9 protein-coding genes are annotated in these 14,579 nt (G+C 66.5%); 1 reads left to right on the top strand and 8 read right to left on the bottom strand.

The features are described from left to right. Positions 1-14: 14 nt before the first annotated feature. From N8I74_RS13560 to N8I74_RS13545, 4 genes are all read right to left on the bottom strand, one after another. Positions 15-866, bottom strand: coding sequence for a polysaccharide deacetylase family protein (locus N8I74_RS13560; protein ID WP_263123637.1), 852 nt, complete (start codon positions 864-866; stop codon positions 15-17). Positions 867-870: 4 nt separating this feature from the next. After that, positions 871-2,376: a lysine--tRNA ligase gene (lysS, locus tag N8I74_RS13555; RefSeq protein WP_263123636.1), complete on the bottom strand. Its 1,506-nt coding sequence runs from the start codon at positions 2,374-2,376 to the stop codon at positions 871-873. A gap of 33 nt (positions 2,377-2,409) precedes the next feature. Continuing rightward, a complete protein-coding gene (gene prfB / locus N8I74_RS13550) occupies positions 2,410-3,513 on the bottom strand; it encodes a peptide chain release factor 2 (RefSeq protein ID WP_263123635.1) in 1,104 nt (367 codons plus the stop codon). Between the two features lie 137 nt (positions 3,514-3,650). Then, positions 3,651-8,417, bottom strand: coding sequence for an NAD-glutamate dehydrogenase (locus tag N8I74_RS13545; protein WP_263123634.1), 4,767 nt, complete (start codon positions 8,415-8,417; stop codon positions 3,651-3,653). Positions 8,418-8,785: 368 nt separating this feature from the next. Between N8I74_RS13545 and N8I74_RS13540 the strand changes: the two genes are divergently transcribed. Beyond that, a complete protein-coding gene (locus N8I74_RS13540; protein WP_263123633.1) occupies positions 8,786-11,032 on the top strand; it encodes a DUF1631 domain-containing protein in 2,247 nt (748 codons plus the stop codon). A 98-nt stretch (positions 11,033-11,130) separates the two neighbouring features. Here the strand turns inward: N8I74_RS13540 and dapD are convergent, their stop codons facing one another. The 4 genes from dapD to N8I74_RS13520 form a co-directional block, all read right to left on the bottom strand. Then, positions 11,131-11,952, bottom strand: a complete 822-nt coding sequence (gene dapD, locus N8I74_RS13535; protein ID WP_263123632.1) for a 2,3,4,5-tetrahydropyridine-2,6-dicarboxylate N-succinyltransferase — start codon at positions 11,950-11,952, stop codon at positions 11,131-11,133. A gap of 26 nt (positions 11,953-11,978) precedes the next feature. After that, entirely contained in the window at positions 11,979-13,166 is a 1,188-nt protein-coding gene (gene dapC / locus N8I74_RS13530; protein ID WP_263123631.1) for a succinyldiaminopimelate transaminase, read from the bottom strand. A 144-nt stretch (positions 13,167-13,310) separates the two neighbouring features. Further along, on the bottom strand, positions 13,311-13,847 hold the full coding sequence (gene msrA / locus N8I74_RS13525; protein WP_263123630.1) for a peptide-methionine (S)-S-oxide reductase MsrA: 537 nt from the start codon (positions 13,845-13,847) through the stop codon (positions 13,311-13,313). A 60-nt stretch (positions 13,848-13,907) separates the two neighbouring features. Next, positions 13,908-14,531, bottom strand: a complete 624-nt coding sequence (locus tag N8I74_RS13520) for a Smr/MutS family protein (RefSeq protein ID WP_263123629.1) — start codon at positions 14,529-14,531, stop codon at positions 13,908-13,910. Between the last annotated feature and the right edge of the window lie 48 nt (positions 14,532-14,579).

Raw genomic sequence — 14,579 nt, 5'->3', positions numbered from 1 at the left:
TGCGGCAAGGGCTGTCACGGCCAGGTGGTACGGGCGTAGACACCGGCCGTGGCGCGCTGTTGTGCGGCCTGTACCAGCGCATCGCCCTCGGCATAGAAGGGTGGGTCGGCCAGCGGCAGGCCGACGGTGCGGGCTTCTTCGACCAGGATCTGCAGGTACTCGCGCATGGTGCGCGCAGTGAAGGTGTTGGTGTCATGGAAGGTGACGATGACCGGCAGCACCCCGGCCACCGGCTGCAACCGACCCGACTGCGCCGCGGCGAGCACCCGGGCCAGCTCGCTGCGCAGGTGGCCGCGGCGGCGCAGGCTGATGTTCCAGCCGTAGATCTTGCCGTCGCGCGCGTTCACGTCGGTCAGCAGCATGCCCAGGCCTTGCGCCGCGTACACCGCCTGCGTCTGCGCGTTGAATGCCCAGTCCGGCGGGCGGACCAGCGGGGCTGCGGCGCCGCACCGGGCGGCGATGGCGGCGCGGCCGGCAATGAGCGAGGCGGCCAGCTCGTGTGGCGCGAGTCGAGGGTGTGGCACGTGGCCGGCGGCGGTGGCCGTGTGCACCGCCAGCCGGTGGCCGGCCGCGCAGGCTGCCTGCATCAGGGCCTGGCCGTCCGGATGCGCACCGTGGTCCTGGTGTCCGGTCTGCACGAAGAACAGCGCCTTGATGCCCGGTTGCACCGGGTTGTCCGCCAACTGCGCGAGGATGCGGTCGGTCGGTTGTTCCCGCCACAGGCTGGGCCCGTCGTCGAAGGTCAGCACAAAGCGCGCCGGGGCCGGAGTGGTTTCACCGCGTGCATCGCCACCGGCCAACAGCCCGGACAGCAGCACCATGCAAAAACGCCGGACCAGGCCGGCGTTTTGGAGGGCGATGTGCACGCGCTCAGTCCTCGCGGCGCATCTGCGGGAACAGGATCACATCGCGGATGCTCGGTGCGTCGGTCAGCAGCATCACCAGGCGGTCGATGCCGATGCCGCAGCCGCCGGTGGGCGGCAGGCCGTATTCGAGCGCACGGATGTAATCGGCGTCGAAGTGCATGGCTTCGTCGTCGCCCTTGTCCTTCAGATCGACCTGGGCCTGGAAGCGCGCGGCCTGGTCCTCGGGGTCGTTCAGCTCCGAATAGCCGTTGGCATGCTCGCGGCCGACCATAAAGAGCTCGAAGCGCTCGGTGATGCCCGGATCGGCATCGTTGGCGCGCGCCAGCGGCGACACTTCGGCCGGGTAGTCGACGATGAAGGTCGGCTCCCACAGCTGCGCCTCGGTGGTTTCATCGAACAACGACAGCTGCAGCCCGCCGATGCCGTCGGTGAGCACGGGTTTGCCGCCCAGGCGAGCGATCTCGGCCTTGAGCCAGGCGCGATCGTTCAACTGTTCGCGGGTGTACTGCGGGTTGTAGTGCAGGATGGCCTCTTCAATGGTGAAGCGCGCGAACGGCCTGGAGAGGTCGACCATCCTGCCCTGGTATTCGATCGCGGTATGGCCGAGCACTTCGCGCGCGGCGTAGCGGATCACCCCTTCGGTGAGGTCCATCATGCGCTGGTAGTCGGCGTAGGCCTCGTAGAACTCCATCATGGTGAACTCGGGGTTGTGGCGCGTGCTCATCCCCTCGTTGCGGAAGTTGCGGTTGATCTCGAACACCCGCTCCATGCCGCCGACCACCAGCCGCTTCAGATACAGCTCCGGCGCGATGCGCAGGTAGAGCGGCATGTCCAGCGCGTTGTGGTGGGTGGTGAAAGGCTTGGCGGTGGCGCCACCCGGGATCGGGTGCATCATCGGCGTCTCCACCTCCAGATACCCCTCGTTCACCATGTATTCGCGGATCTTCTGCACGATCCTGGAGCGCTTGATGAAGGTGTCGCGGCTGACCTCGTTGGTGATCAGGTCGACATAGCGCTGGCGATACTTCTGCTCCTGGTCTGAGAGGCCGTGGAACTTGTCCGGCAACGGTCGCAGGCTCTTGGTCAGAAGGCGCAGTGCCGTCACCTCGACCGACAACTCGCCGGTCTTGGTCTTCATCAGCTTGCCGGTGGCGCCGAGGATGTCGCCCATGTCCCAGGTCTTGAAGCTGGCGTAGACATCTTCACCGACCGCATCGCGGCTGATGTAGAACTGGATGCGGCCCGAGCCGTCCTGCACCGTGGCGAAGCTCGCCTTGCCCATCACCCGCTTGAGCATCATGCGGCCGGCGACGGTCACCTCGACTGCCAGCGCATCGAGCGCTTCCTTCTCCTGCTCGCCGTACTTGGCGTGCAGATCGGCGGCGAAGTGCTCGCGCTTGAAATCGTTGGGGAAGGCCGGGCCGGCCTCGCGCAGGACCGCGAGCTTGGCACGGCGCTCGGCCATGATCTGGTTGTCGTCCTGGGGCAGGGCTTGTTGTTGTTCGCTCATCACTGTGATTCCACTGATTGCTTGGGGGCAGGCTTACACGCCCTGCTTGAGGCTGGCTTCGATGAAGCCATCCAGGTCGCCGTCCATCACGCCCTTGAGGTTGCCCACCTCATAGCCGGTACGCAGGTCCTTGATGCGGCTCTGGTCGAACACGTAGGAGCGGATCTGGTGGCCCCAGCCGATGTCGGACTTGCCGGCTTCCAGCTGCTGCTGCGCCTCCATCCGCTTGCGCAGTTCCAGCTCGTACAGCTTGGCGCGCAACATCTGCCACGCCTCGTCGCGGTTGCGGTGCTGCGAGCGGTCGTTCTGGCACTGCACCACGATGTTGGTGGGGATGTGCGTCAGGCGTACCGCCGAATCGGTCTTGTTGATGTGCTGGCCGCCGGCGCCGGAGGCGCGGAAGGTGTCGGTGCGCACGTCGGCCGGGTTGATCTCGATCTCGATGCTGTCATCGACCTCGGGATAGACGAACACCGAGCAGAACGAGGTGTGGCGGCGGGCGTTGGAATCGAAGGGCGATACGCGTACCAGCCGGTGCACGCCGGTTTCGGTGCGCAGGTAGCCGTAGGCGTATTCGCCGGAAAGCTTGATGGTGGCGCTGGTGATGCCGGCGACTTCACCTTCGGATTCCTCCAGCACCTCGACGTTGAAGCCCTTGCGCTCGCCGTAGCGCACGTACATGCGCAGCAGCATGCCGGCCCAGTCCTGCGCCTCGGTGCCGCCGGCGCCCGACTGGATGTCGATGAAGCAGGCATTCGGGTCCATCGGGTTGCTGAACATGCGGCGGAATTCGAGTCTGGCGATCTTCTCCTCGAGTGCCTGGGCGTCCGCCTCGATCGCGGCGCAGGTGTCGAAATCGTTCTCGCCACGCGCCATCTCGAACAGTTCCCCAGCGTCGGAGGCACCGCGGGCGACGTCGTCGAGCACCAGCACCACGTCTTCCAGTGCCTTGCGCTCGCGGCCGATCTCCTGTGCCTTCTTCGGATCGTTCCACAGTTCGGGGTCTTCGGAGAGGCGGATCACCTCCTCCAGCCGGTCGCGCTTGGCCGGATAGTCGAGGTAGCGCTTCAGTTCATCGGCGCGGGCGGCGAGGTCTTCAAGATGGGCAAGGATCTGGTTTAGCTGTTCGGCTTCCATGACGTCATGGCTCGGATTGCGCGAAACCGGCAATTATATCAGGGAACCTGGGCGCCATCGGTGCCGGGCGCAGCCGCCGGCATCCGGCGTGTCGATCCGGGCAGGCCGCCGGCCTGCCCGGATCCGCGCCGGGTGGTCTAGGACGGGGCGGATTCGACGAGCCGCGCCCGCAGTTCGCGCAGTGCCGCCGAGATCATCGCAAGGTCAGGCGCACTGTCGTGCAGCTCCTGCAGCAGGGCGTGCCACTGTGCGAGCGGCACGCCCATCCGTTCGAGCCAGGCATGAAGCCGGGCGTCGATGCCGTCGCCCCCGCCGTGCCAGGCCTGCTGCGCCAGACTCACATGCAGGCGCATCAGGTCGTCGCGCGCGGCGATCCGCGCCAGCGCCTGCCAGCGGTTGTCGCGTGGCAGCCGTTCGATGGCGGCGGCGAGCCAGTTGAAACCAAGCCGCTCGCCCAGCGCCAGATACAGCCGCATCCGTTCCGCCAGCGTGCCGGTGTCGCCGGTGCCGCGCGCGAGTTCCAGAAACGGCAGCGCGTAGTCGATCGCCAGCGCGCGATTGATGGCATCGGCGGGAATGCCGTTCGCCAGCCAGGTTTCGCGCCGTTCGCGCGCCACGCCTTGCTGGGCCAGCCATTCGGGCAGTTGCGCAAGGCTGAGCGCGGCGCAGGTGCGAAGGTGATCGAGCGCGGCCGGATCGGGCGAGAGCTGGATCAGCCAGCGGGCCACGCGTTCGGTCTGGCGCCGGGCGCCCAGCAGCAGGTGATAGATCTCGCGCGCAGGCGCGCCGCGTGTGAACAGGGTTTCGGCCAGCCGCGCCAGCGCCTCGGCATCGAGCAGGGCCTGTGCTTCATAGAGCGCCTGCACCACCCGGGCCGCGTCGCTGCCGGTCTCCTCGGCAAGCCGGAACACGCAGCTGATGCCGTAGCGGTTGACCACATGGTTGGTCAGCACGGTGGCGATGATCTCGCGCCGCAGCGGATGCTCGGGCAACCGCGCGCCGAAGCGCTCGACCAGCGCCGGTGGGAATGCCTGCTGCAATACCCCGTTCCAGCCCGGCTCATCCACCAGCGGGGCGGCCAGCAGCAGCTGTTTGAGCACGATCTTGGCATAGGCCAGCAGCACGGCGAGTTCGGGGCGGGTGAGGCCCTGGCCGGCCTGCAGCCGTTCCTGGCATTGGCTGTCCGAGGGCAGGTACTCCAGCCGGCGTGACAGCTTGCCCTGCCGCTCCAGCGTCTGCATCAGGCGCAGATGCACCGGTAGCAGCGACACCGCCTGTTCGGCCTCCAGTGCGATCGCCAGTGTCTGCAGCGCATTGTCGCGCAACACCAGTGCCGCGACTTCGTCGGTCATGCTGCCCAGCAGCGCGTTGCGCTGCTTCTCGGTCAGATCGCCCGAGGCGACGATCCGACCCAGCAGGATCTTGATATTGACCTCGCGGTCCGAGCAGTCGACGCCAGCCGAGTTGTCGATGGCATCGGTGAAGATGCGCCCGCCGGCCAGCGCATACTCGATGCGGCCAAGCTGGGTGAAGCCCAGATTGCCGCCTTCGGCCACCACCTTGCAGCGCAGCTCGCGTCCGTCCACCCGTACCGCGTCGTTGCCCCTGTCGTTGGCTTCGGCCTGGTTTTGCGCTGCGGCCTTGACGTAGGTGCCGATCCCGCCGTTGTAGAGCAGATCCACCGGTGCCTTGAGGATGGCCTGGATCAACTGCGCCGGTTCCAGCTCGTCGACGTCGATGCCGAGCGCGGCGCGCACCGGTGCGGACAGCGCGATGCTGCGCGCGCTGCGCGGCCAGACGCCGCCGCCCGCCGAGATCGCGGCGGGGTCGTAATCGGCCCAGGACGAGCGGGGCAGGGCAAACAGCCTCTCCCGTTCGGCGAAGGCGCGTGCCGGCTCGGGGTCCGGATCGAGGAAGATGTGGCGGTGATCGAACGCCGCGATGAGCTTGACCGCCTGCGAGCGCAGCAGGCCGTTGCCGAACACGTCGCCGGACATGTCGCCGATGCCGGCAACGGTGATCGGATCACTCGCAACGTCGATGCCCATCTCACGGAAATGCCGCTCGACCGAGATCCAGGCGCCGCGCGCGGTGATGCCCATCTTCTTGTGGTCGTAGCCGTTGCCGCCGCCGCTGGCAAACGCATCGTCCAACCAGAAGCCGTACTCGCGCGACACGGCATTGGCGATATCCGAGAAGCTGGCCGTGCCCTTGTCCGCCGCCACCACCAGATACGGGTCGTCCTCGTCCAGGCGGCACAGCTGCGCCGGCGCACGCACCTGCCCATCGAGGAGATTGTCGGTCAGATCCAGCAGCCCGCGGATCAGGGTCTGGTAGCAGGCCACGCCTTGCTTGAGCAGTGCCTCGCGTTCGGTGGGCGGGTGCTTGAGCACGAAGCCGCCCTTGGAGCCGACCGGCACGATCACCGTGTTCTTCACCATCTGCGCCTTCACCAGACCGAGCACCTCGGTGCGGAAATCGTCACGCCGGTCGGACCAGCGCAGCCCGCCGCGCGCCACCTTGCCGCCGCGCAGATGGATGCCCTCCATCTGCGGCGAGTAGACGAAGATCTCGAACAACGGCACCGGCTGGGGCATGCGCGGAATGCCGGCCGGGGCGAGCTTGAGCGCCAGGTAGGGCTTGGCCTTGCCGGTGCTGTCGGTCTGGAAGTAGTTGGTGCGCACGCTCGCCAGGATGGCGTGGCGGTAGGCCGACAGGATCTTCTCCTCGTCGGCGCTTGCCAGCCGGTCGGTCTGCGCCACGAGTGCCTGCGCAAGCCCGGTGGCCGCGGCCTGATCGTGCCCCTGGGGGTCAAAGCGCAGCCTGAATAGCCGCACCAGCGCCGCGGCATGGTCCTGGTGCTTGAGCAGCGTCTCGGTCAGTGTCTCGGTATCGAGGATCAGGCCGATCTGTTTGAGGTAGCGCGCATAGGCGCGCAGCAGCAGCACTTCGCGCCATGCGAGCTGTGTCACGAGGATCAGCCGGTTGAACGGGTCGTTCTCGCCCAGCCCGTCGAACAGTGCGACGAATGCCTCGATGAAGCGCTGCCGCGCCTGCGGCGATTCGAGCAGGTCCGGCTGCGGCAGGCGCAGGCCGATGTCGACGATCCAGGCCGCTTCGCCGTGTTCGAAACTGATGGTGTACGGACGCTCGTCCAACACCCGCACGCCCAGGTTTTCCAGCAGGGGCAGGCAGTCCGACAGTTCGATGGCGCCTGCACGATAGAGCTTGAGGCGCCACAGCCGGGTATCGCCATGGCTGGCCGCCACCAGCCGTGCGCCGATGTGGCCGCGCGTGCGCACGCTCTCCAGCGTTTCGATGTCGTGCACGGCCGCGCGCGGCGAATAGTCGGCGGCATAGGCAGCCGGGAAGGCCCGCTGGTACAGCAGGTAGCGCGCCGCGCCGCTTTCCTCGCCGGCATGCTGACGCAGCTGCGCGCGCAGCTCATCCTGCCAGCGCTGGGCGATCTGCACGATCTCGCGTTCGAGTTCGGCGGCGTCGTAGTCGGGATACCGGCCGTGCGCGATACGGACAATGAAATGGATGCGGGCGAGCGGGCTGTCCGAGAGCAGCACATTGAACTCGACGCTCTGGGCGCAGAAGCGCTCGCTCAAAAGCCGCTGCAGTTTCACCCGCACGTCGGTGGTGTAGTTGTCGCGCGGCATGTACAACATGATCGAGACATAGCGGCGGTACAGATCGTCGCGGAAAAAGGTCCGTACCCGGTGGCGCTCGTGCAGCGACACCACGCCCTGGGCGATCCGGCACAGTTCGTCGACACCGATTTCGAGCAGTTCCTCGCGCGGATAGGTGTCCAGCACGTTGAGCAGTGTCTTGCCCCGATGGCCGGCGGGATTGGCACCCGAGCGCGCCATCACCTGCTCGATCTTGCGCCGCAGGATGGGCAATTGCCGCGGCGGGGTGGTATAGGCGCTGGCGGTGTAGAGCCCGAGCAGCCGTAGTTCGCCTGTCACCGTGCCGCTGGCGTCGATGCGTTTCACGCACACCATATCCAGGTAGGTGGGCCGGTGGATGATGGAGCGCGTATCGGCCTTGGTCAGGATCAGCAGTTCCTGATTGTTGTAGGCGATCTCGCGCAGCGCCGGGGTCAGCGCGGCGAAGGTGCGCGAGGGCCCGCCGGCGCCCTCGTCGCGCAGCAGGCCCAACCCTGAACCCGGCAGGATCATCAACTGCGTGCCAAGCTCGGTGTCTTCAAAGCGGTAGTCACGACAGCCAAGGAATACGAACTGCCCGTCGAGCAGCCATTGCAGGAAGGCGGTGCTCTCGGCGAGCTCGTCCTCGGCGAGTGGCGGCGGATCGTCGCCCAGCGCGGCGAGCAGATCGTGCAGCCGCGCGATCATCGCCGGCCAGTCGGAAACCGCGGTGTGCAGCGCGAACAGCGCATGCGTGATCTCGTCCTGGATCGCCTGCAGGGCCCGTGGGTCGGACGCACGGTCGATCTCGAAGCGCATCCACGACTCGGGATTGCCCTCTGCCAGCAGCCCCTGCCACTGGCCCTGGCCCTGGCCATCGCGCCGTGCGCCGAGCACCGGATGCAGGACCAGGTGGACGTTGTATCCCAGCCTTGAGAGCGCCATGCCGACCGTGTCGACCAGGAAGGGCATGTCCGCTACCACGATTTCCACCACCGTATGGCCCGATTCCCAGCCGTGCTCGGGCAGGCTCGGGTTGTACACGCGCAGCAGCACCGCCTCCTCCAGGCGTCTCGCCCCAAAGCGGTAGTGGGCGGATGCCGCGCCCAGCCAGTCCTCGACACTGCGGGAGGCGAAATCCTCGCGGCTCAGGTTGGGGTAGTAGGCCCCGAGAAAATCCCGGAAGGCGCTGTCCTCGGGGGCCGCAGCCAGCAAGGCCGCCAGATCCTGCTTGTCGATCAGATAGCTCATTGCGGTGGGGGTCCTCGTAGGCAGGTGGGGCGGATACGGACACCGGCGCCGTGCCCGCCATACCGGGTGCGTGCAGCGATGGCGATGCGGCAGGCCACTGGGCAGCGACGGGACGGCTGCACGGCGCAGCGGCACCGGTTTGCAACCGCAAGGGGAATTGAGGCGCGGTGACTGATTTGAATCTATACATACTCAGCCCATTTGCCAGCAGGGGTTTTCCGCAGCGCCGCGACCTCCGGGAACGGGTCGGCCGCAGATCGGCCGACAAACGCGATGTTTTTACGTATGACTAACCCTGCGGCCCTAATATTATCCCGTGCTAATATTTGGCGGAGCCGCTCAAACCACCTCCTCCTGGAGACTTTCGAATGAACCAGGCCAGAATCCCGCAGCCCGGGCCGCCCTCGGCCGGCGCCACGCTTGAGGCGTGCCGCGACATGGCGCTCGGGCTGCTCTCGGAATCGCTCGACGGGTATTTCTCCGAGCTGGAGGAAAAGTTCTTCCAGCTCGCCGAAGAGACATTCGATCGCCATCTGCGCGATGTCTACTTTGCCGCCCGCGGCGAGATCAAGAGCAAGAAGGAAGACATCCTCGACGCCTTCCGCCAGCAGTTCATCGAAGCGTTCAATCAGCGCTGGCACGGCGAGCAGAATGGTTCGGGGTTCTTCCAGGTGACGATAGACCCGGGCGAACTGGCTCTCGTGGCCAACGACGATTACGAGGAAAGCCTGACGGCGTCGCATGTCGCCAACACCCTCAAGCAAAAGGGCGGGGACACGCTGTCGCAGTTGGAGCTGCGGCTGGCGTCGCTGCTGCCGGAGCGGACGGACGCGGCGCAGGCCAACCCGCTGAGCCCGGAGGCGATCTGCCAGGCTTTCCTCGCGGCCTGCCGGCAACTTGAAAGCGGGCTGGGCGCGCGTCTGGTGGCCCTCAGGTCGTTCGAATCCACACTGTCGGACCGTGTCGCCGGCGTCTATCAAAGCATCAACCAATATCTGATCCAGCAGGACGTGCAGCCGCGCGCACCGCAGAGTGTGGTGCGACGCAGCGTTGCGCGCGGGGCATATGGCGCCAGCGGGCAGGCCGCCACCGGCGACCCGGGGCAGCAGGCACCGGGCGTGCAGACGCAATTGGGCCTGTCCCCGAGGCATGCCGCGCTGCCTGGCGGTGGGGCCGACCCGGGTGGCTACACCATCTCGCCCGAGCTGGCCGAGCATTTCATGCGGCTGGCGGCGGGTGAGGCGCAGTCCCACGGCGCCAGTCTGCGCCCTGAATGGTTCTCCTTCCTCGACAATCTGCAGCACGATCCGCCCGGCGCCACGCGTGCACCCAACCAGCGGCCCGAAAACCTGCTGGCGTTGCTGCGCAGCACGCGCTGGGCCGGTGAACTCAACCGCATCGACACCATGACATTCGATCTGGTGTCGATGCTGTTCGACCGGCTGTTCGAGGACCCGCACCTGGCCAATGCCGCCAAGGGGCTATTGGCCCGGCTGCAGATTCCGGTGCTCAAGGTGGCGCTGCTCGATTCGGGCTTCTTTGCCCGCAAGCAGCACCCGGCGCGGCGCGTGGTCGATCTGTTGGAAGACGCATTCATCGACCTGGACGGCGAACCAGCGCCCGACGATCCGGAGTTCGTGCTCTTCAGTGACGCTGTGGCCTGGATCGTCGATCACTTCGAGGACGACGTCGCCGCCTTTGACGACGCCTTGCAGAAAATCGAGCGCCATTATGCCCAGGCGCATGCCGAGGCGGAGGCTAAGGCCAGCGATGCCGCGCAGGATCTGATCCGGCACGAGGTGCTCGAATTCGCGAGTGTCACCGCCAATGCACTGATCGAAGCGCGGCTGGAGGCCTACGCCGACGCGCCGGAGCTGGTGCGGACTTTCCTGGGCACCTGGTGGAAAGCCGCGTTGACCGCCAGCTACGGCCCGGAAGGCGAGTACGGCGAGGCATTCGCCAAATACGTGCGCGCCATGGACGAGTTGCTGTGGAGCCTGCGCCCCAAGCGCACGCCGGAGGAGCGGCTGCAGCTTGTCAATCTGCTGCCGCCGATGCTCAAGTTACTGGAGCAGGGCGGCAAGCTCGCCGGCATGCCTGCCGAGGCATCACGTTCGTTCTTCTCGCAACTGGTGCAATGCCATGCGATGGCCATCCGCAGTGGCCTGCGCACGCCTGCGACCGAGGCCGCAACCGATGGCGGCGCCATGCCGGTGTTTGGCGCGCCGCCCGTCGCCAATCCCACGGCAGCGGTTTCCAACCTGACCCGCCCCATGGGGCCGGCAGCGGAGTTCGCTGCGTTGCCGCAGGAGCAGGGGACTGCGCCGGTGGCAACAGGGCAGGCCGCGGTCAGCGGGCCGGATGAGGCGCTTGCCCGCGGCGACTGGATCACCTGGGAGCGCGAGGACAACGTGAGCATACGGCTCAGGCTGTCCTGGATCAGCCCGCAGGGAACACGTTACCTGTTTACCAATCGCCAGGGCGAGACCGGGCTGACATTGACCCGGGCCGAACTGCTGCGCCATCTCGAATCCGGCCGTCTGCGTATCGCCGCGGACGAGGAGAGCGCCACCGAGCGCGCCTTCAATCGGCTGCGCGCCGACCTGCAGATCTGACCTCAACCGTTTTCATTGCACGCAAACTTCAAGGGGCGCCTCACCGGCGCCCCCTTTTTTTGCACGACGCGGCGATCAACGTCGCCAGCAGACTGGCATCAGATGCCGCGCAGCAGCTCGTTGATGCCCACCTTGGCGCGGGTCTTGGCGTCCACCTTCTTCACGATCACCGCGCAATACAGGCTGTAGAGGCCATCCTTGGACGGCAGGTTGCCCGAGACGACCACCGAGCCTGCCGGAATACGGCCATAGCTGACCTCGCCGGTCTCGCGATCGTAGATCCGGGTGGACTGGCCGATATAGACGCCCATCGAAATCACCGAGCCTTCCTCGACGATGACGCCTTCCACCACCTCCGAGCGTGCACCGATGAAGCAGTTGTCCTCGATGATGGTTGGATTGGCCTGCAAAGGTTCGAGCACGCCGCCGATGCCGACGCCGCCCGACAGGTGCACGTTCTTGCCGATCTGCGCGCATGAGCCCACCGTGGCCCAGGTGTCGACCATGGTGCCTTCGTCGACATAGGCACCGATATTGACATACGACGGCATCAGCACCGCGTTCCTGCCGATGAAGGCGCCTTTGCGGGCGATGGCGTTGGGCACCACGCGGAAGCCGCCGGCACGGAAATCGGCTTCGGTGTAGTCCCCGAACTTGCTGGGCACCTTGTCGAAATACTGCGTGCAGCCGCCTGCCATCGGTACGTTGTCATTGATACGGAACGAGAGCAGTACCGCCTTTTTCAGCCACTGGTGGGTGTGCCAGGCGCCATCGATCTTCTCGGCCACGCGCAAGGTGCCGCGGTCCAGGCCGTGAATGACTTCGTCGATGGCCTGGCGCAGCTCGGCCGAGACCGAGGCCGGGGTGATATCGGCCCGGTTTTCGAAAGCGGTTTCGATGACGGATTGCAGGTTGCTCATGGCGGTTCCTGTGGGGGTGGAAACGGTTAAATGCGTTCGCAGAAGCGGGTGATGCGCGCTGCGGCTTCCACGCATTCGCGAAGGGGGGCGACCAGTGCGATACGCACATAACCCGCGCCCGGGTTGATGCCGTGGGCCTCGCGTGCCAGATAGCTGCCCGGCAGCAGCGTGACATGTGCCTGGGCATACAACTGGCGGGCGAAGTCGGTGTCGGGGATCGGGGTCTTGGCCCAGAGATAGAACGCGGCGTCCGGCTGCTCGACCTGCAGCACCGGTTGCAGGATGGGCATCACCGCGGCGAACTTGGCCGCGTACTCGCGGCGGTTTTCGGCCACATGCGCTTCATCGCCCCAGGCAAGCGCACTCGCTGCCTGGATCGTCGGGCTCATCGCGCAACCGTGATAGGTGCGGTAGAGCAGGTATTTCTCAAGCAAGGCGGCGTCGCCTGCGACGAAGCCCGAGCGCATGCCCGGCACGTTCGAGCGCTTGGACAGCGACGAGAACATGACGATGTTGCGCAGGCCGCGCCCCAGCTGCACCGAAGCTTCCAACCCGCCCAGGGGGGGCGCGTCCTCATAGATCTCCGAGTAGCACTCGTCGCTGGCGATCACGAAGCCGTAGCGGTCGGAAAGCTCGAACAGCCGTTGCCAGTCGGCCAGCGTGGCGACCGCCCCGGTCGGGTTGCCCGGCGAGCAGACGTAGACGAGCTGGGTACGGGCCCAGATGTCCTGGGGTACGGCATCCCAATCGGGCTGGAAGCGGTGCTGCGCAAGGCAGTTGACATAGTAGGGTTCGGCCCCGGCCAGCAGTGCCGCGCCCTCATAGATCTGGTAGAACGGGTTGGGCGAGAGCACCACAGGGGTGGTGCCGCCCCGGGTATCGATCACCGCCTGGGCAAAGGAAAACAGTGCCTCGCGGCTGCCGTTCACCGGCAGGACCTCGCGGGCCGGATCGGGCGCGGCGATGCCATAGCGTCGGGCGATCCACGCACTGATGGCCTGACGCAGCGCGTCCGAACCCTGGGTGGCGGGGTAGGACGACAGACCGGACAGATTTTCCAGCAGGCCATTAGCGACCAGCTGCGGCGCCGGATGCTTGGGCTCGCCGATTGAGAGATTAATATGCGGCAGGGCTGGATCGGGTGTGATCCCGGCGAAGAGTTCGCGCAGCTTCTGGAAAGGGTAGGGCTGGAGCAGGTCGAGTCGCGGCGACATGAACGGCAGGGGCTGGGAAAACCGCGATTATAGCCGTGCTGCCGGGCGCAGTAACCTGCCTGCCACCGTGCCTACGTGGGGGCGGTGGCAGGCAGGGCGGCTCCGGGTGAGTGGATCAGGGTGCCGCTGGCAGTGCGCCAGGTGCTACGCCTGCACCTGTTGTGCGAAATGACGTTTGAGCTTGGCCACCTTCGGCGCGGCCACCGCCATGCAATAGGGCTGGTTGGGGTGCCGGTTGTAATAGTCCTGGTGCTCGCTCTCGGCGGTATGGAAAATCCCGGCGGGGACGATCTGGGTCACCACCGGCATGCCCAGTTCCTCGCTGACCCGGGCCGCCTTGGCTTGCGCGCTGGCCTGCTGCCCCGGCGTGTGCCAGAAGATCGCCGAGCGGTATTGGGTACCGACGTCGTTGCCCTGACGGTTGGGCGTGGTGGGGTCATGGATGGTGAAAAAAATGTCCAGCAGGGTGTCGAAGTCGATCACGGCGGGGTCGTAGCGCAGTTGTACCGCCTCGGCATGCCCGGTCTGTCCGGCGCAGACCTGCCGGTAGTCGGGTGCGTCGGTGTGGCCGCCGGTGTAACCCGATACCACGTCGTGCACGCCGCGCACACGTTGAAACACGGCTTCCAGGCACCAGAAGCAGCCACCGGCCAGCGTAGTCTGCTCGAACTGTTGTTCCACGATCGTCTCCAGGGATGAATGCAACGCAGGCTTGGGCTGCAATACGCGTCAAAAGTGCCGTCAGCGCTCCTGCCAACCCTTGATCAGCGCCAGCACCGCGCCGCTGCCGCCGTCGACCGCGCGTGCCTGGGCAAATGCCAGCACCTCGTCGCGTTGGGCCAGCCAGTTTTTGAGCTTGAGTTTCAGCACCGGCTGCTTTTGCTTGGACCCCAGCCCCTTGCCGTGGATGATGCGCACGCATCGCTGATTGGCGCGTCGGCTGCGCTGCAGGAACTCGGCCACCGCCAGCCGGCCGCTGTCCACCGTGTGTCCGTGCAGATCCAGCTCGGCCTGCACCACCCATTCGCCGCGCCGCAGCCGCTTGAGCGTGTCGGGTCGCATGCCTGGACGCAGGTACAGCAGCTCTTCACCGCTTTCCAGCTCGTCCCACGGCCAGAAATCGCTCATGGCCTCGGCCATGACGCGCGCTTCGTCCTGCCAGCGTTGCAAGGGCCACGGGCTGGGGCGGCTTGGCGGGTGCACGAAGTAGTCGAATGCCAAGGGCTGCACACCCTCCACCGCACGCATGAACAGGGTGTGGTCGTCGGGTGGGGCGGGAGGTGGCGGCGGCGGGGGCGGGCGTGCCGATATCGCCGCCAGTGCCTTGCGCAGCCGCTTCAGTTGCTCCTTGGCGTCGCCGTCCATCGTTCATGTTCCCCCGTTCAGGCACAGGTTAACATGGGCCTGGCGGCG

The sequence above is a fragment of the Chitiniphilus purpureus genome, from assembly GCF_025642115.1.
GTDB classification, from domain to species: domain Bacteria; phylum Pseudomonadota; class Gammaproteobacteria; order Burkholderiales; family Chitinibacteraceae; genus Chitiniphilus; species Chitiniphilus purpureus.
The sequence above is the reverse complement of the archived record's forward strand: the minus strand, read 5'-3'. Positions and strand labels throughout refer to the sequence as shown.

Coding starts and splice junctions, on each gene's coding strand:
- lysS (WP_263123636.1), bottom strand. CDS start 2,376: ATGAGCGAACAACAACAAGCCCTGCCCCAGGACGACAACCAGATCATG.
- prfB (WP_263123635.1), bottom strand. CDS start 3,513: ATGGAAGCCGAACAGCTAAACCAGATCCTTGCCCATCTTGAAGACCTC.
- N8I74_RS13545 (WP_263123634.1), bottom strand. CDS start 8,417: ATGAGCTATCTGATCGACAAGCAGGATCTGGCGGCCTTGCTGGCTGCG.
- N8I74_RS13540 (WP_263123633.1), top strand. CDS start 8,786: ATGAACCAGGCCAGAATCCCGCAGCCCGGGCCGCCCTCGGCCGGCGCC.
- dapD (WP_263123632.1), bottom strand. CDS start 11,952: ATGAGCAACCTGCAATCCGTCATCGAAACCGCTTTCGAAAACCGGGCC.
- dapC (WP_263123631.1), bottom strand. CDS start 13,166: ATGTCGCCGCGACTCGACCTGCTCCAGCCCTACCCTTTCCAGAAGCTG.
- N8I74_RS13520 (WP_263123629.1), bottom strand. CDS start 14,531: ATGGACGGCGACGCCAAGGAGCAACTGAAGCGGCTGCGCAAGGCACTG.